The sequence below is a fragment of the Methylobacterium oryzae genome, from assembly GCF_036441375.1.
Taxonomy (GTDB): Bacteria; Pseudomonadota; Alphaproteobacteria; order Rhizobiales; family Beijerinckiaceae; genus Methylobacterium; species Methylobacterium oryzae_A.
The window spans coordinates 99826-117908 of sequence record NZ_MLCA01000009.1 but is presented as its reverse complement, the minus strand read 5'-3'; the positions used below and the strand labels follow the sequence as shown (position 1 = coordinate 117908).

General features: G+C 69.7%; 12 protein-coding genes and 1 pseudogene. 8 read left to right on the top strand and 5 right to left on the bottom strand.

Features of this window, described 5'->3' with window-relative positions; all coding sequences use genetic code 11:
- Positions 1-277: 277 nt before the first annotated feature.
- Positions 278-1969, bottom strand: coding sequence for a methyl-accepting chemotaxis protein (locus MOTC310_RS18205; protein ID WP_331302821.1), 1692 nt, complete (start codon positions 1967-1969; stop codon positions 278-280).
- A gap of 405 nt (positions 1970-2374) precedes the next feature.
- Between MOTC310_RS18205 and MOTC310_RS18200 the strand changes: the two genes are divergently transcribed.
- The 5 genes and pseudogenes from MOTC310_RS18200 to MOTC310_RS18180 all read left to right on the top strand — a co-directional run bounded on the left by MOTC310_RS18200 (position 2375) and on the right by MOTC310_RS18180 (position 10421).
- On the top strand, positions 2375-4201 hold the full coding sequence (locus MOTC310_RS18200) for a cation:proton antiporter (RefSeq protein ID WP_331302820.1): 1827 nt from the start codon (positions 2375-2377) through the stop codon (positions 4199-4201).
- 699 nt (positions 4202-4900) lie between these two features.
- Positions 4901-5821 carry a dihydrodipicolinate synthase family protein gene (locus MOTC310_RS18195; RefSeq protein WP_331302819.1) on the top strand — a complete coding sequence of 307 codons (921 nt, stop codon included), beginning with the start codon at positions 4901-4903 and terminating at the stop codon, positions 5819-5821.
- Positions 5822-5865: 44 nt separating this feature from the next.
- On the top strand, positions 5866-7437 hold the full coding sequence (locus MOTC310_RS18190) for an aldehyde dehydrogenase (NADP(+)) (protein ID WP_331302818.1): 1572 nt from the start codon (positions 5866-5868) through the stop codon (positions 7435-7437).
- Positions 7438-7584: 147 nt separating this feature from the next.
- The gene (locus MOTC310_RS18185) at positions 7585-8952 is read left to right on the top strand and encodes an MFS transporter (protein WP_331302817.1); all 1368 of its coding nucleotides are present in this window, start codon (positions 7585-7587) and stop codon (positions 8950-8952) included.
- A 456-nt stretch (positions 8953-9408) separates the two neighbouring features.
- Positions 9409-10421, top strand: a pseudogene (locus tag MOTC310_RS18180) (IS110 family RNA-guided transposase).
- A gap of 444 nt (positions 10422-10865) precedes the next feature.
- On the opposite strand, the gene MOTC310_RS18175 reads toward MOTC310_RS18180, so the two are convergent.
- On the bottom strand, positions 10866-11828 hold the full coding sequence (locus MOTC310_RS18175; RefSeq protein WP_331302816.1) for a LysR substrate-binding domain-containing protein: 963 nt from the start codon (positions 11826-11828) through the stop codon (positions 10866-10868).
- Positions 11829-11949: 121 nt separating this feature from the next.
- On the opposite strand from MOTC310_RS18175, the gene MOTC310_RS18170 reads away from it, so the two are divergent.
- Positions 11950-12396: a Ros/MucR family transcriptional regulator gene (locus MOTC310_RS18170; RefSeq protein ID WP_331302815.1), complete on the top strand. Its 447-nt coding sequence runs from the start codon at positions 11950-11952 to the stop codon at positions 12394-12396.
- 230 nt (positions 12397-12626) lie between these two features.
- Here the strand turns inward: MOTC310_RS18170 and MOTC310_RS18165 are convergent, their stop codons facing one another.
- From MOTC310_RS18165 to MOTC310_RS18155, 3 genes are all read right to left on the bottom strand, one after another.
- Positions 12627-12890 carry a hypothetical protein gene (locus MOTC310_RS18165; RefSeq protein ID WP_331302814.1) on the bottom strand — a complete coding sequence of 88 codons (264 nt, stop codon included), beginning with the start codon at positions 12888-12890 and terminating at the stop codon, positions 12627-12629.
- The gene (locus MOTC310_RS18160) at positions 12860-13090 is read right to left on the bottom strand and encodes a hypothetical protein (RefSeq protein WP_331302813.1); all 231 of its coding nucleotides are present in this window, start codon (positions 13088-13090) and stop codon (positions 12860-12862) included. Before MOTC310_RS18160 ends, MOTC310_RS18165 begins: the two co-directional genes overlap by 31 nt.
- 110 nt (positions 13091-13200) lie before the next feature.
- Positions 13201-13467, bottom strand: a complete 267-nt coding sequence (locus MOTC310_RS18155; protein WP_331302812.1) for a metal/formaldehyde-sensitive transcriptional repressor — start codon at positions 13465-13467, stop codon at positions 13201-13203.
- A 745-nt stretch (positions 13468-14212) separates the two neighbouring features.
- On the opposite strand from MOTC310_RS18155, the gene MOTC310_RS18150 reads away from it, so the two are divergent.
- The gene (locus tag MOTC310_RS18150) at positions 14213-15517 is read left to right on the top strand and encodes a TRM11 family methyltransferase (RefSeq protein ID WP_331302811.1); all 1305 of its coding nucleotides are present in this window, start codon (positions 14213-14215) and stop codon (positions 15515-15517) included.
- The gene (locus tag MOTC310_RS18145; RefSeq protein ID WP_331302810.1) at positions 15514-18081 is read left to right on the top strand and encodes a sensor histidine kinase; all 2568 of its coding nucleotides are present in this window, start codon (positions 15514-15516) and stop codon (positions 18079-18081) included. The genes MOTC310_RS18150 and MOTC310_RS18145 overlap by 4 nt, the downstream gene beginning before the upstream one ends.
- Positions 18082-18083: the final 2 nt, after the last annotated feature.

Sequence of the window (18083 nt, the reverse complement as noted above, 5' to 3'; positions counted from 1 at the left end):
GAAAAGGCCGCTCCGGTTGAGGCACGCGGGCGATGCGACGCGGTCCCCCGAACCGCCGGGGAACGATCCCGGCCCCCGGGGTCGCCCAGTGCGCGCATCGTCCTCCTCGGCCGAGCACCGTGCGTGCGGGACGTGTCCCGGCACGGACCGGCCAGCGATCCGGTGTCGACCGCACTGGTTCGCCGAGCCCGGCCTCGACGGCGTCCCGCCCACCATCGGGCCGGGATCGTCCGATCGGGAGCCGCGCCGGGCGAATTGGCTCGATCACATGGGACGGTCAGGCGGCGCGGACGGTTGCGAGGAAGCGGTCGACTTCGGCCGAGAGGTGCTCGGACTGGCGCGACAGCTCGGAGGCCGCGCCCAGGACCTGGCTCGCCGCCGCCCCGGTCTCCTCGGCCGCGCCTGCCACCCCGGCGATGTTGGCCGTCACCTCGCCCGTGCCCATCGCCGCCTGCGCGACGTTGCGCACGATCTCCTGGGTCGCCGCGCCCTGCTGCTCCACCGCCGCCGCGATCGAGGTCGCCACCCCGCTGATCTCCCGGATCCGCCCGGTGATGCCGGCGATCGACGCCACCGCCTGACCCGTCGAGGCCTGGATCCGCGCGATCTGCCCCGAGATCTCGCCGGTCGCCTTGGCGGTCTGCTCGGCCAGCGCCTTGACCTCGGCGGCGACCACCGCGAAGCCCTTGCCGGCCGCGCCCGCGCGCGCCGCCTCGATCGTGGCGTTCAGCGCCAGGAGGTTGGTCTGCCCGGCGATGCCCTGGATCAGAGCCACGACGTCGCCGATGCGCGCCACTGCCGCGCTCAACTCGTGGACCAGGGCGCCGGTCTGGTCGGCCTCGTCGACGGCGTGCCGCGCCAGCTCGGCCGAGCCCGCGACCTGCCGGCCGATCTCCTGCACCGAGGAGCCCAGCTCCTCCGCCGCCGCCGCGACGGTGTTGACGTTCGACGCCGCCTCCTCGGCGGCGGCCGCCACCGTGGTCGACTGGCCCGCGGTCCCGGCCGCCGTCGCGGTCATCGTCCGCGCCGTGGCCTGCAGCTCGGACGCCGACGACGACACCATCCCGATGACCCCGCCGACCGCCGCCTCGAACCCGTCGGCCATCCCGCGCATGCCGGCCTTGCGCTGCTCCTCCGCCGCGAGCCGCGCCTCGGCGGTCTCGGCCTCCAGCGCACGGGTCCGGATCAGGTTGTCCTTGAACACCTGCACGGCGGCGGCCATCGCACCGATCTCGTCGCCGCGGCCCCGGTACGGCACGTCGGCGGCGGCGTCGCCGCCGGCGAGGACCGACATCGCGGCCGTCATCGCCTGGATCGGGCGCGAGACGCGCAGCAGTCCGAAGGCGGCGGCGGCGCTCGCGGCCGAAAGAGCGAGCACCACCGCCACGTAGGCGGCAAGCGTGGCGGCATCGGCGCCCTGCTTGGCGGCGTCCACGTCGCGCCGGGCGCCCCGTTCGTTGAGTTCGACGTCGCGCTGCAGGCCAGCACGGGCCTCGTCGTAGAGATTCGCCGTCTCGGGGCCGCTCATCAGCGCGAGGGCGGCTGGCTGCCGGCCGGACTCGATCAGGCGGCGGCCCTCGAGGTCGGCCTGCTCGAAACGCGTCCATACGGCGGCGAAGGCGTCATACAACGCGCGCTCCTCGGGCGAGGACACCAGCGGCTCGTAGGCCTTCCGCGCCTGGGCGAGCCTGTCGTGGGCCGCCGCCAGCTTGGCCTCGTTCTCCGCCAGCCGGGTCGGGGTGTCGGATAGGCTGAGCATGCGCAGTTGCTTGATCCGGACCTCGGAGGCGGCGCCCCTGATCTCGTTCACCGCGACGACGGAGGGCAGCCAATCGGTGGAGACCTCGGTCACCGAGCGCCGGATGCCGGCGAGCTCGTAGAGCGACAGCGCCCCCTGGCCGGCGGCGATGAGCGCCAGGACGCCGAAGGCGGCGGCGAGCGCGGACCGGATGGAGTGTTGGGTGCGCATGGGTCGTGTCCCGGAAACAAGGTCCGCCGCCCCCACGGTCAGATCGGGTTGGCGTTGCAGCCGCAGGATTTGTTTGATCGGTTAACGAAGCCTGTTTCCGTCGATCACGGGCGTGCGATTACTTCAGGCGACGACGCGATCGTGTCGGGCCCAGCCCGGGCGCGGTCGGATGGGGCGGCGGGGCGGGCGCGGCGCGGTGGCGCCGGAACGCAGCGATGCCACCAGGGTGGGAGGCGGTCGAGGCGTCCGAGGGAACCGCGATGCCGCCTCGCGATTGGCCCTGTCACGCGTGCCAGGTCCTCGCCCGTCCGGTGGACATGGCGCGATCCTCCACCGTCCCGGCCCACCTTGAACCCGCGGTTCGGACGCCATCGGGCAGGTCCGACGCCGCTTGGAGCATCGCGCATGGAACACGGGCTGGCCACCGCGGTGCTGTCCATCGTGGGCGGCGGCGTCGCCGCCCAGGTCCTCGCCGCCCGCCTGCGGATCCCCGCCATCGTGCTGCTGCTCGGGCTCGGGTTCCTGGTCGGGCCCGTGCTGGGCGTGCTGCACCCGACCCACGATTTCGGGGAGAACCTTCGCGCGCTGGTCGGCCTCGCGGTGGCCATCGTGGTATTCGAGGGCGGCCTCGCTCTCGACTTCCGCGAGCTCAGGGCCTCCGGCGAGGGCGTGCTCCGACTCACCGCCTTCGCCCTGCCGGTCAACTTCGCGCTGGGAACGCTCGCCGCCCACCTCGTCGGCGGCTTGATGTGGGGACCCGCGGCGGTGTTCGGCGCCATCCTCGTCGTGACGGGTCCGACGGTGATCCTGCCGCTGCTGCGCCATGCCCGGTTGGAGCGGCGCTCGGCCGCCTTCCTCAAATGGGAGGCCATCGTCAACGATCCCGTCGGCGCCATCCTCACGGCGGTCGTCCTCGAGATCCTGGTCGGCACGCCCGGCCGGTCCGATGCCGTCCCGGTCGCCAAGCTCGCCGTCCGCCTCGCCGAGGGTGTCCTGGCCGCGGGCGCGCTCGGCGTCGGCTCGGCCTTCCTTGTGGCCTGGGGGTTCCGGCGCGACTTCGTCCCGGAGACCTTGAAGACGCCGGTCTTGCTCGCGCTCGCCCTCGTCGCCTACGTCGTGCCTAACCTGCTGATGCACGAGGCCGGGCTGATCGGGGCGACGGCGTTCGGCGTCGCGCTCGCCAATCGCCATGTGCCGGGCATCTCGGAGTTGCGCCGGTTCAAGGAATCCCTCGTCGTCCTACTTGTATCGAGCCTCTTCGTCGTGCTCACCGCCGACCTCGACCTCGAGGTCCTCGGCAAGCTGTCGCTACCCATCGTCGGACTGACGGCGGCGGTCCTGTTCGCCGTCCGCCCGGCGGCGATCTGGCTGGCGACCCTGCGAAGCGGCCTGTCGCGGCGGGAGCGCGTCTTCGTCGGTTGGATCGGTCCTCGCGGCATCGTCGCCGCGGCCGTCGCCGGGTTGGCCGGTCCCCGTCTGAGCGAGGCGGGCTACGCCGGGGGCGACCTCATCCAACCGACCGTGTTCGCCGTCATCGTCGCGACGGTGCTCCTCCACGGCCTCTCCCTGGGCCCGCTGGCGCGTCGGTTCGGCCTGTCCGTCGCGGCCGAGGGCCAAAGGCTGGCCGTCGTCGGGGCATCCCCTTGGGCGAGCGACATGGTCGTCGCGCTGCACCGTGCGGGCGTGCCGGTCGTCCTCATCGACACCTATCCCGGCGCGCTGCACGCCGCACGCGACGCGGGCGTGCCGACGCTGCAAGCCGAACTCCTATCCCGCCATGCCGAGGAGGGCCTGGCGGACCATCCGCCGGACCACCTCCTCGCCGCGACGCGCGACGAGCTCTATAACGCCCTGATCTGTACCCGGCTGGCCCCCGACATCGGCCGCGAGCGCGTCTACCAACTCGCGCCGTCTGCGAACCACCTCCTGCACCGGGACACCGGCGTCAGCCGGGATGCGCGCGGCAAGGTGCTTGGCGACGGCACGGCCGACTTCGATGCCCTGGCCGGACGGCACGAGGTCGGTTGGCGGTTCGAGATCGCCTCGGCGGACGCCCTCGCGGAGCCGGGAGCGATCCGCCTCCTGGTGATCAAGGCGGACGGAGCGGTCGACCTCGTCTCGGTCGACGATGACCCCGTCGCGACCGCGGCGGGCGACCGCTTGCTCGTCTTTGCGATGCGCGGCCCCGCGTCCGTCCACGTCGCGGAGGTACACGTGCCCGTCCCCGCCTAAGGACGGCGCGCGTCTCACCTGTGGCGGGAGGCACGCGCCCTGCGGGGGCGGTCTGCGCGTCGAACCCGGATGCGCGTGGTTGGGAGGTCGACCCATTCGCCCCGGACCAGGGATTTGCGTCCGGCGGAGCCGTAAGACCTTACCCGGCTTGCCGGCGCCGCGTCGGCACGACCAGCCCTCTCCGCTTCGGCCGGCCCCGCGTTCCTTCGCTCGCCGCGACCGGCCGCTTGCGTCGTCCGGCGCGACCCGATGCCGACCGAGCCGCGACAAGCTCCGATCGCGGACATACCAATCACGATATGCAAAGTCCGGAAAACGGCATTTGACCGGTATGACGCGGCGGCATAGTGACCCGCAACGCACGCCGAAGTAGTCCACGCGTCGGAACGGGGGACGATCCCCACCGACGGCGGCATCGTGCGACGGGAGGCATCGAGGTGGCGTCGAAGATCGAACGAGCCCCGTCCGCGGATCGGCGCCCTCCTGGGTCGCGTTCCTGCGGCGGTTCGTCGACGTCTAAATATGCGGTCTCGGCGCGCCGCTCGGGCGCGACGGTCGCCGGAACCGCCGGCGTCCCCCCGGAAGCGCTCACCCGTCCCCGTCGTCGGTCCACGCTCCGCCCGCCGGTTTCGATCGCGCGGGGCGGGCCGCGCGGCGGAGGCGCCGATGCCGCGCCGTGACTCTTCGGAGGGCGCGGCCATGGTCCGCGCGCCTTATCGCGGCGTCTTCCCGGTAGCGCCGACGGTGTTCGACGCGCGCGGCGAGCTCGATCTCGACGGGCAGCGGCGCTGCATCGATTGCATGATCGACGCCGGATCCGACGGCATCTGCATCCTTGCCAATTGGTCCGAGCAGTTCGCCCTCGCCGACGACGAGCGCGAGACGGTGATGCACGCCGTGCTGGAGCACGTGGCCGGCCGCGTGCCGGTGATCGTGACGACGACCCACTTCGCCACGCAGGTCTGTGCCGCGCGCTCGCGCCGTGCGCAGGAAGCCGGCGCCGCGATGGTGATGGTCATGCCGCCCTATCATGGCGCCACGATCCGCGTGCCCGAGCCCGGCGTCTACGACTTCTTCCGCGCGGTCTCGGACGCGATCGCCATCCCGATCATGATCCAGGACGCGCCGGTGGCGGGCACGCCGCTCCCGGCCGCCTTCCTGGCGCGCATGGCCCGGGAGATCGCCAACGTCGCCTACTTCAAGATCGAGGTGGCGCAGGCCGCGTCCAAGCTGCGCGAGCTGATCGCGCTCGGCGGCGAGGCCGTGATCGGCCCCTGGGACGGCGAGGAAGGCATCACCTTGCTCGCCGACTTGGACGCGGGAGCGACGGGTGCGATGACCGGCGCGGGCTACCCGGACGGCATCCGCACGATCGTCGATGCGCATGCGGGCGGCGACCGCGCGGAGGCGCTCGCCGCCTACGAGCGCTGGCTGCCGCTGATCAACTACGAGAACCGGCAATGCGGCCCGGTCGCCGCCAAGACGCTGATGGAGGAAGGCGGCGTGATCAGCTCCGGCATGACGCGCCACCCGGTCTCGCCGTTGCATGCCGCGACCCGTGCCGGCCTGGTCGAGCTCGCGCGGCGCGCCGATCCCCTCGTTCTCCGCTGGGCCCGCTAGGGCGGCGGGATCCACGACCCGAGACGCACCCGAGAGGATGGACCATGGAACCGCGCGGCGAGAATCTGATCGGTCCGGAGGCCCTGCCCGGCAGGGGCGAGCCGTGGCGGGCGTTGGAGGCGGCCACCGGCCGCGGGATGGAGCCCTGCTTCACCTCGGCGACGCCCGGCATGGTCCAGCACGCCTGCGTATTGGCTGACGCGGCGCTCGACGCCTACCGGGGGATGGGGCACGAGGCCCGCGCCGCCTTCCTGGAGCGGATCGCCTCCGAGATCCTCGACCTCGACGATGCCCTGATCGAACGCTGCATGGCCGAGAGCGGTCTGCCGCGCGCCCGCCTGGAAGGCGAGCGCGCCCGCACCGTCGGGCAACTGCGGATGTTCGCCGGCGAGGTTCGGTCCGGGGGCTTCCTGGGGGCCAGGGTCGACCCGGCCCTGCCCGAGCGCCGGCCCTCGCCCCGGCCGGACCTTCGGCTGCGCAACGTCCCCGTCGGCCCCGTGGCGGTGTTCGGGGCCTCGAACTTCCCGCTGGCCTTCTCGGTGGCCGGCGGCGACACGGCCTCCGCGCTCGCCGCCGGCTGCCCGGTGGTCGCCAAGGCCCACCCGGCCCATCCCGGCACGTCCGAGCTCGTGGGCCGCGCGGTGGCCAACGCGGTCGCCCGGTGCCGCTTGCCGGCGGGCGTGTTCTCGCTGCTGTTCGACCACGGATTCACGGTCGGGGAGCAGCTCGTGGCCGATCCGCGCATCGCGGCGGTCGGCTTCACCGGCTCGCGGGCCGGCGGCATGGCGCTGATGCGCATCGCCGCGGCGCGCCCGGTCCCGATCCCGGTCTACGCCGAGATGAGCTCGATCAACCCCGTGGTGCTGTTTCCCGCCGCGGCGGCGGCCCGCGGCGCCGAGATCGGCCGGGCGTTCGTGGCGGCGCTGACGCTGGGCTCGGGCCAGTTCTGCACCAATCCGGGCCTCGTGCTGGGGATCGAGGGGTCGGGTCTCGACGACTTCCTTGACGGCGCGGCGCGGGCAATCGGGGACGTCGCAGCGCAGACCATGTTGACGCCCGGCATCGCCCAGGCCTACCGCGCGGGGGTGGCCGCGTTGGAGGGCAACCCGGCGGTGGCGGTGGTGGCCCGCGGCCGAGCGGGGGACGAGCATCGGGGGCGGCCGGTGCTCTTCTCGACCCACGCGGCCGACTTCCTGGCCGACCGGGCCGTCTCCGCTGAGGTGTTCGGCGCGGCCTCGCTCGTGGTGCGCTGCGGCGGCATGGGCGAGGTCCGAGCGATTCTGGAGCGTCTGGAGGGCCAGCTCACCGCCTCCCTGCACATGGACGCCGACGACCATCCGGCTGCGCAAAGCCTGATGCCGCTCCTCGAGCGCAGGGTCGGGCGTATCCTTTCCGGCGGCTTCGGCACCGGCGTCGAGGTCGGCCATGCCATGGTGCACGGCGGTCCCTACCCAGCTACCTCCGACGGACGCACGACCTCGGTCGGCAGCCTCGCCGTGGGCCGATTCCTGCGGCCCGTCTGCTACCAGGACATCCCCGACGACTTGCTGCCTCCAGAGCTGCGGGACGACGGCCCGACGGCGGTCCCGCGGCTTCGCGACGGTCGGCCCGGCTAAGGCGTCCCGCGCGCCCGGGGCGCGGTCTCGGGAGCGGCAGCCCGGGAGGCGCTCGCGGTGGCCCCTCGACCCGGGCGATGGAGGGCCGTCCAGATAGTCGTGCGCGGCGACGTTGCCCGCGCCGTGGAAACCGAAGGAGGAAGTACCGTGACCGACGCAGGCGTTGCACCCCCGCTCGACGCGGGGCCGGTAGAGGATGCGATCCGAGCGCGTGTCCTATCGAAGCTGCGGCCGCGCATCGTCCTCTACTGCTTCGCGCTGTTCCTGGTGAATTACCTCGACCGCGTGAACGTCGGCTTCGCCGCGCTGCATATGAACAAGGACCTCGGGCTCTCGGCCACGGCCTATGGGTTCGGCGCCGGGATCTTCTTCCTTGGGTACGTGCTGTTCGAGATCCCGAGCAACATGATCATGCATCGCGTCGGCCCGAGGCGCTGGATCGCACGGATCATGGTGAGTTGGGGCCTGATCTCTTGCGGCATGGCCGCCGTGCGGGGAGAGACGAGCTTCTACCTGATGCGCTTCCTGCTCGGGCTGGCCGAGGCCGGCTTCGTACCCGGCGTCCTGCTCTACCTGACCTACTGGTATCCGGCCCGCGACCGGGCCAAGGCGACCGCGGGGTTCATGACGGCGACGGTGCTCTCCAGCGTGCTCGGCGCGCCGCTCTCGGGCTGGATCCTGTCCGCCGAGCCGAACTGGTTCGGACTCGCGGCGTGGCAATGGCTGTTCATCCTCGAGGGCGCGCCGGCCGTGATCCTCGGGATCGTCACCTACTTCTACCTCGTCGATCGTCCCCAGGACGGACGCTGGCTCGACCGAGAGGAGCGGGATTGGCTCACCGCGCGGCTCGCGGCGGAGGAGCGGGCCGTCGGCGTCGCCGGCTCCCACGAGTTCCGGGCCATCTTCCGGGACCCGCGCGTCTGGCTGCTGACCCTCGTCTACATGTTCAACGCCTTCGCGCTGTACGGGGTGGTGCTGTGGCTGCCCCAGATCGTGCGCAGCATCGGCGGCCTGACCGACCTCCAGACCGGGGCGGTGACGGCGATCCCGTTCGTGTTCGCGGCGCTCGGCCTCGTCGCCGTGGCGCGCAGCTCCGACCGGACCGGGGAGCGCAAGCTGCATACCGCGGCCTCGGCCGTGTGGGGCGGCGTGTTCCTGGCGGCGAGCGCCCTGGCGCCGTCGCCGCTGACGAGCCTGCTCCTGCTCTGCGCCGCCGCGTTCGGGATTTGGGCCGTCCTCGGCGTGTTCTGGGCGCTGCCCACGCAGTTCCTCACCGGGTCCGCGGCGGCGGGTGGCCTGGCGATGATCAACGGCCTCGCGCAGGTCTCCGGCTTCTCCGGTCCCTACCTGGTGGGCTGGATCCGCGACACGACGCACAGCTTCACCCCCGCCCTTCTCGCTCTGTCGCTCGGGCCGGTGATCGCGGGCCTGCTCTGCCTCGCGCTTCCGGCGCGACGGGGGGATCCCTTGGCTCCGGCGGCACAGTCGGAGGGTTCGGCCGGAGCGGAAAGCTGAGGTCCCGGATCGGACGCGTGCCGATGGGCGCCCGGGGGAAGGCTCGCCTCGCCGGGACGACGACCGGGTCACGGGGCGACACGTCCCCCCGCGTGCATGCCGTTCCCGCCCACGGCGCGGCGGAGGTAGGCCATCGGCCCTTGGGAGGCATATGTTGGGCGCGGACGGATGCCGTGGCGGTCCGGCGCACGAAGGGGATCGGCGGTCGCGGGGCCCCCGGGCGGGGCGAGGCGGCCGCGATCGTGCGGTTTCCCAGGTTTGACGCACCTCCGGCGGGCCTGTGCTCGCGGAGGCGTCCCCGCCCATGCGCGCTCGGACGCGACGATGAGATTCAACCATGTCGCCAACCGGGTGGACCAGGACCATGACTTGATTGAACCGATGCGGTGGATGCCCCCACTGACCGGCATCTCGTATGCCTGACGGTTGGATCGGAACCGATCATAGGGGTCATCTATGACGACGATCAGCATGTTGGCAGTCGATCCGTCGAAGGGCAGCTTTCAGGTCTGCGCAGTAGGTCCGGACGGGACGGTTCTCTATAACCGCGCGCTGTCGCGCTCTCGATTTGCCGCACTCCTTGCCGATCAGCCGGCCTGCGTCGTGGCGATGGAAGCTTGTGCGACGTCGCATCACTGGGGTCGTGTGGCCCAGAATAGCGGTCACGAGGTCCGGCTGGTGCCGGCGGTCTACGTGAGCCGTTCGTCAAACGCCGGAAGAACGACCCCGCAGACGCGGAGGCGATCGCCGAGGCGGCCGCGCGCCCGAGGATGCGCTTCGTGGCGGTGAAGATCGCCGAGACGCACGGCCGCGCGGTGGCGCTCCGGACGCATCAGTGTCTGGTCCGTCAGCGCACGCAGCTGATCAACGCGCTACGCGGCCATCTTGCCGAGTTCGGCGTCATCGCTACCAAGGGGCCAGCAAACCTCAAGGTGCTGGAAGAGGCTCTGGCCGACGAGGTCGCCGATCTGCCCGTCGCGGTGCGAGCGGTGGGGACTATCTATCTCAACCAGATCGCGGGGCTGACACAGGTGATCGAGCAGCTGGCCGACGAGCTGGAGACGGCCTCGCGGACGGACACCGACCTGCGACGCTTATGCACCATACCGGGGATCGGGCCGGTGACCGCAGGGGCCGTCGCCGCCTTCGCTCCGGATCTCGACACGTTCGACAGCGGACGCAACTTCGCCGCCTGGCTCGGTTTCGTGCCGCGGCAGCGATCCACGGGCGGTAAGGCCAAGCTCGGTTCCGTCGGCAGGATGGGCCAGACCGATATCCGACGGCTGCTTATCGTCGGGGCCATGAGCGTGATCCGCTGGGTGGTTCGCAAGGGCTGGAACGCGAACCGCTGGCTCGCGACCCTCGTCACGCGCAAACCAAAGATGGTCGCGGCGGTCGCGCTCGCCAACAAGATGGCGCGGATGATCTGGGCCGGGACGACGAAGCAGGAAGATTACCGGATGGCATGACCGGAGCCCCGAGCGGGCGAAGGCACGTCGTGGCCGCGAGGCCGGGGCGAGCGATCGACGAGGAGTAGGCGACACGGACTTCGAAGTTCAAGGCAGGGACATTCAGACCCGGCGCTCGAGCGCATGCAACTCTCTGAACCGATGTGAACCCAGCCTTCCGAACAGCATACCGGCCCGTGGCGTCATCGAAGGCCACATCATGAGGCCTGAGACACGTCCGATCGAAGACCCCACCGAAACCTCAGAGATCATGCTTGCCAAACAGGGGGCATCAACACACGATGCGGCTGTCGGCACCTCGAGCGCCATCTCCTGGGCGCGTAATGCCGATCGCCGACCTGCTCGGGCGAGTCCGTCGACGGGATCCCGGGCAGGCGTTGCGACTGAATGCGTGACCGCCCGGGCTCGGGTCGACCGACGGCGCGCGTCCGCGCGGCGGGTCGGTCACGCGTCGGGGCCCGTCGCGCCGCCGCCCGTCAAGTAGCACTCCTGGAGAGACGCCAGGACGTACGCGATCGCGGGCGACATGGCCTGGTCCCGACGGCGCATGAGCCCCAAGGGCCCTATGGTTATGCGGCCGACGTCGGCGAGCGGCCCCAATCGGCGCAGCCCCTCGTAGCCGAGGCACATGTCGGCGACCGGGCTGACCAGCGCCCCGACATGGCGGCCGCGGGCCATCACGGCGATCGCCAGGACAAGCGACGAGGTGTTGAGTACCTGGATCGGCGGCGCGAGGCCGGCGGAGCGGAACACCGCGTCCATCCGCCTGCGCAGCAAGCTTCCTGGCGGTTCCATCACCCAAGGCATCGCCGCGACGTCGGCCAGGCGGAGGTCGTCGCGCGCGGCCAGGGGGTGGTCCTCGCGAACCAGGAACGACAGCTCTTCGTCGTCGACCTGCCGGTAGTCGACCAGGGAGGCGTCGACGTCGCCCGGGATCCGGGCCAGGACGAGGTCGAGCTTGCCGTCGAGCAGCATGCGCACGAGCACGGGGCTCGGGGCGACCTCGATGGCGATCTGCAGCCTCGGGCTTCGCACCTGTATGTCGGTCAACGCCTGCGCCACGACCGTGACCGCCGGCCCCGTGACGGTTCCGAGCGTCACCGATCCGCTCAGTCCCGAGCGCAACGCGTCGATCTCGTCCGTCGCGGCGTCGAGCTCGGACAGGGCGCCCTGGGCCCTGCGGAGCAGGACCTCGCCGTAGGCATTCGGGCTGAGGCCGCGCGGGAGGCGATCGAACACCTGCGCGCCGACGATCGTCTCGATCTCGGACAGCAGCCGCGAAGCCGCCGGCTGCGTGATGCGCATGCCCTGGGCCGCGAGGCCCAGGCTCCCGGTCTCGCCCACGCCGGCCACCAACAGCAAGTGCCGCATCTTGAACCGACCGCGCCCGACCGGACCCTCGCGCATCGCATCCCTCCCTCGCTAGGCATACCATGGACGATATGCCTCAGCACCAAGATTGTATTTGAACAAATATTTGTAATGACTACACTCAGTCTGTAAATATAATGCCCACAAGGATGCCACAATGCCTGCAAGTTCGATGGATCGGGGAAAGATATCCTGGCTGGTCTGCAAAATCGTTGCGGCCTACGTGTCGAACAATGCCGTTCCGGCCTCGGACCTGCCGGCGTTCATCGATCGAATGCACGACGCGATCAAGGGATTTTCTTCCGGCGACGCTACGGGGCTCACGGCCGGTTCCCGTCCGAGCGCGACGGAGATCCGCACGTCGGTCCAGGAAGAGGGAATCGTAAGCTTCATCGACGGTAAGGCCTACAAGACCCTGAAGCGGCATTTGACCGCCCACGGGCTGCACCCGCAGAGCTACCGGGAGCGCTACGGCCTGCCGGCGGACTACCCCATGGTCGCCCCCGACTACGCGCGGCGGCGTTCCGCCCTCGCGAGGCAGATCGGTCTCGGGCAACCCGGTGCGCTCGCCGACCGCGCGCAGGAGAAACGACGGGCCGCCTGATCCCATCGTGCCGCCGGCGCGCCGCGGACACCCGCGCGGCGCTCCCGGTCCGGCGGCCCGGTCACCCCGCACCGATGAGCCGGGCGATCGATCGCGGTGCCCCGGGCGTCCCGCGCGATCCCGGGCCCTGGCGACGCCGTCGACCTCTACCGCCCTCCCGATCCGCGCCGGCGCTCCCATACGAGCGGCACCCGGGGCCGTACCGTGCCCGCTGCCCGTGTTCCCCCCGCTCATCCGCTGGCCATGTACCGCCCGAACTCAGACCTCACGGCCCGCTCGGCCAAGCCCTCGTGGACGTTGCGGCCGTCGCTCGTCACCGCCACCTGCTCCGCGAGCTCGAGCAACTCGTCGAGGTCCTCGGAGATCAGCAGCACGCCCGCGCCCGCGTCGCGGGCCTCCACGATCCGGGCGTGGGTTTCCCGGCAGGCGACGAAGTCGAGCCCGAAGGCCGGGTTCGAGGCGATCAGCTGCGGACCGGGTGGCTGAGCTCGCACGCCAGCACGGCTTGCTGGACGTTCCTGCCGGACAGGGTCGCCTTCCGGGCGCCCAGCTCCGAGGCCTTCACCCGGAATTCGCAGACAAACCCTTCCGCCTGGCGCGCCATGGCCGCCCGGTCGAGGAGGATGCCGCGGTGCAGCGGGGGACTGCCGTAGTTGCGCAACGCCATGTTCTCGGCGAGCGACAGGTCGGGCACGGAGGCGTTCCTCAGCGGCTCCTGCGGCAGGCCGCATGCGGCTCCGATGCCTTCGGGCGCCCATCGGCGAACTCCGGTCGGACGTTCGGCCCGCGGCGTGGCTGATGCTCTTACTTGAGGTAGCTTCGAACGACTCCCAGGACGTCGTCGACTCCCTTGGCACGATCCTCGCCCAAACCGGGAACGGCGACGCGCTCGTAGATGTGCTCGCCCAACACCTCGACGGTGATGCCGTTGGCTGCACCCCGAACGGCCGCCAGCAGCATGAGAAGACCCGGAGCGTCGAGGTCCGACTCGACAGCGCGCTCGACCGCCTCCACTTGCCCCTTCAGGCGGCGTACCCGAGCCAGCAACTTGATCTTGGAATCTCGAGACATTCGCGACCGCCCCCCGGATGTCGGTCGGGATTATCGCCAAACCCGACGGCTGTGAAATCCAAGCGCTTGCACGCGGTCGCATTCAGAAGTTTGGCGGTTCCCGCCTCGATGGCCCGCACGCGACATGCGAACCAGATACGTTGCCGTTGACCACCGCGGTCCGGCGGTCGACGGCGCGCCGAGGTTCCCGAGGTTCGGCATGGAACGAACCCCTTTCGGGCGGTACGAGCGCCTCCGTTCGAGCAGCCCCCCCCCTCGCAACACGGTCGGTCGCCGACCTGCCATTCCTCTTCGGCACGGCATGCCAGCAGCGATGCGGTTACGTCGGATCTCCCCCAGACGATGACCCACCCCGCCCGGAGCGATCCGCCGCGGGTTCGCTTCTTCCCCCGACCGTCCCGGTCGCGGTGCCGCTGCGGCCGATCCCGGGCGCTCGCTGCTATGGGCCGACGGAATGTGCGAAACCCCGCTACGTCCCTCCACCTCCGGATCGGTCGCTTCGCCCGCGATCACCGGCTCACCGATTCGCGACGCGGCATGTCCGTTCCCGACCGGTCTCCCCATCGGCCGCGCCACTCGCGATCGTAAAGCGCGGGCGGGTGTGGCTCAATTCGCACGCAGCCCAGGAACAAGTATCCATCGGTGGCGCGAATGACCTGGCCTTTTACGAGCTGAGCCGTAAAATGCACCCAGGAACGCCCGCCTAAATCCGGCGCTTCCGACGCGGCTCAAAGGAACCCCCGCAGTGTCCAGATCCCTCAGGGGCCGCCTAAAGGACTTGGAGAATCACCAGCCTTCCGCATGGTGTGAGATCGGGGCGGGCGCCCGTCCGAACCTTCATGGCCTGCTTCGCTATCCGGCGATGATGGTGCCGCGAATGCAGGGGGACATCATTGATGCGATCATGGCCGGCACGGGACGTGGCTCGCAAGTGATGGACCCCTTCGTCGGGTCGGGAACCATCATGACCGAGGCGTTGCTGCGCGGTCTCGATTTCACGGGGATCGACATCAATCCGCTCGCTGTCTTGGTCTGCGAGGCTAAGGCCGCGATCGACGGCGGCGCGAACGTCGAGGGCGCTGCCGAACAGCTGCTTCATGCCGTCCGGTTCGATGTCGACGAAACGATCGACGTTGATTTCCCGGGCCTATCGAAGTGGTTCGATAATCCTTGCGCGTCCCGACTGTCCCGCATCAGGCGCGGGATAATGAGGATCGACGACAGCGCCTCCCGCAAGGTGATGTGGACCGTCTTCGCCGAGACGATCCGACAATGCTCGAACAGCCGGACCAGCACCTACAAGCTTCATATGCGGGCCCCTGGCGACCGGATCGAGGCCGACAGGATCGTGACGGTGTTCGAACTCAACCTCCGGCAGACCCTGCAGCGCATCGCGGCCTATCGTGCCCTCATCGCCACCCGGGCCCGCAAGGATCCAGAGGTGCGACTGATCTGCGATGACGTCCGGAACGCAGTGGTCGGCGACAGGTGTGGTGAGCACCAGATCCTGGTGACGTCGCCACCTTACGGCGACAACGTCACCACCATCCCCTACGGGCAGTTTTCCTACCTTGCCATGCGCTGGATCCCAGCGTGCGATCTCCGCGGCCCCGTCGAGCCGCTGATGGCTAATTCGCATGCCCTCGACACCGCGAGCCTAGGGGGATCGCTCAAGGAAACCCAGGCCAAGGCTGATGCGGTCAGGGGAGCGTCGCCCAGCCTCGACGCCTTCATGGCCATGGCTGCCAAAGAGGGCCGCTCCCACGGGGTCCGCAAGGTCGCGATCTTCATGGCCGACTTCCTCGCGGCACTGAAGCACATCAGGGCCACGTCGCCGGGGCCGGCTCATTGGGTGTTGACCACAGGCAACCGGACAGCCGCTAGCATGCAAGTGCCGTTCGACGACATCTGTCGCGAGATGGTATGCGCTCTTGGCGCGAGGCACATCGCGTCCCTGCAGCGCCGCTTGCCGGGCAAGAGGATGCCATCGAGGAACAACATGGGGGCCATGATCACGACGGAGACGACGGTCGTCGTCGAGTTCGCTTGACAGAAACCCAGTCCAGGCTCCGCGTCGGCGCCCATGTCCTGATCCAGCTCGGCAGCGAGCTGGTGACCGACGTCGAGCAGGCGATCCTCGAATGCGTGAAGAACGCCTACGACGCGGACTCCGAGGATTGCAAGATCGAGATTCTGACGCGGGAAGAAGGCTCCCTCGTCGAGGCGGGGACTTTCGGGAGGCTTGGTCACCTTACGCAGCCGGCGGAAAGCGTGAACATAACGCTCAGCGATCCGGCCGGCGACCCGATTGACCGCGACGCCGTCGACCTCGACGATCCGGTGGTGCGCCGCCTGTCCTACACCGGGCGGATCAGCATCATCGATCACGGCGTCGGCCTGACCCGTGAACAGCTAGACACCTCATGGCTCGTCATCAGCCAGTCCATCAAGCGCACGGCCTCCGGGACGCGCAAGGCGGTATCGAAGAAGACCGGACGCACCCCGCTTGGCGATAAGGGCCTCGGACGGCTCGGTACGATGAAGCTCGGCGACATCCTGTTGATCGAGACCGCAACCTCCCCGACCGCTCCCTTGGCCAAGGCCTACTTCCGTTGGGGTGACTGCACGAGGGCGACCATCATCGATGACATCCCAGTGGTCGTCAAAGAGGAGGACAACACCGAGCGTTTCCAAGGCACCAAGGTATCTGTCCTCGGCCTGTCGGACATGCCGGAATGGCGCAGGAAGGGTCGGATCGACGAGATCACCCGGAGCCTCGCGAGGCTGATCTCGCCTTTCGAGGCCGCCGCCACGTTCCCCGTGACCGTAAAGCTCGATGACGATGCGCGGTCGCTGGTGACGGTGACCAAGGACATCGCCGCAGGCGCGGTCGCGGAATTCACGTTCCGATGGGAACGTGATCCGACCACCGACACCGGGCGGCTTGTCGCCGTCGCCCAGTTCCGCAAGCGTCTGCTCGCTTCGAAGCGTGGCGACAAGAACAAGCGGACGGAGCGCATCTTCGAGGGTGCGGACGAGGGTGCGAAATTCGCCGATGCGCTCCCGGGGATGAAGCGTATGCGAGGTTTCAAGAGCAAGGTCTCCCAGACCGCTCCTTGGTACGTCGAGATGACACGCATCTATCCCTGGACCGACTTCCAGCTGGACAACGATGCCTCAATGCTCGACCCTGGCCCATTCAGGGCAGCATTCCATTATTTCCATCTCGATGAATGGCCGGCCGCGGCGGCAGGCAATGCAATCTCCAGGGGGTTCATCAAGGGCGTCGCAGGCATCGCCATCCTCCGGGACGGGTTCAGGGTCCGCTCACAGGGCGACTGGCTGGGAATCGCGGCTGGCATGACGTCGGGCAGCACCTACGGGATGCGCGTCGACAACACCGTTGGGTACTTCGCCCTGACGGGAGCCGAGAACTTCGCGCTGACCGAGAAATCCGACCGTGAGGGGTTCGTCGAGGACGCAGCCTACCGTGGCTTTTTTCAGCTCGCCACGCGCTGCAGAGACTTCGCCAACGACGCCATGGAGGCCGTGCGTCGGTCCCTCGACGAATACGCCAAGAAGCTGGACGACGAGCATCCAGCCGCCGTGTCCATAGACCCCCTAGCGGCCGTCGAGAGGAATCTTCAGACCACGGAGGATGCGCGCTCCCTGCTGGGGCGCAGACTCGGTGAGTTGCAGGACGGCTTCGAGGTTCTCGAACGCGCGGGCGCCTCCCCGGCCGATGCCAGCTCGGCCCGGACGCAGGCCATGAAGCTTGCGGGTGACGCGATCGTGGCGATCGAGGACGCCCGAAGGACGCTCGAAGCGGCGCCGCCGGCCGAGCTCACCCTGCGCAGGATCCAGGAAAAGGTCGAGGCTGGCGAGGAGCAGGCCGTTGCCCTGTTCGAGAGCGCGGCGGTGGGCCTAAGCGCTCGGGGCCTCGCACATGAACTCCGCACTCATCTCAGCGAGATCCGCCGGCGCGCGACCGCGATCCAGAACGTCGCCAAGGGCGATGGCACGGAGACGGCCGTCATGCCCCACCTGCGGGCGATCCGCGGATCGTGCGCGTCGATCTCCGGCGCGGCCTCGCAAATCGACCCGATGCTCCCTCGCTCACGCGCCGTGCGCGACACGTTCAAGCTCGCCGATTTCGTCCGCGACTACATCGCCAACCGGATCCTCACGTTCGAGCAGGAAGGCGTCAAGGTGACGGTCTCCCCGCGGGCACCCAGGCTCACCGTCCGGGCCAATCGCGCGAGGCTGCTTCAGGTCCTCGACAACATCGTGCGGAACAGCCTCTACTGGCTGAGGGTCGGGGAAAAGGCCAAGCTCAACACCGGCCCGAAATCGATCGACATCGAGCTGACCGACTTCGGCATCGTCGTGTCCGATACCGGACCGGGGGTGAAACAGGATCTGGAGGATGCGATCTTCGAGATCTTCGTCTCCGACAAGCCTGACCGAGACGTCGGCCAAGGTCTCGGCCTCTTCATCATCACCCAACTCCTCGCGCTCGACGCCTGCGACGTCGCACTCCTCGAAGACCGGAACGCCAACGGCAGGCGCTACCGGTTCGCCGTGAACCTTGCCCCCATCTCCGTGAATGCCTGAGT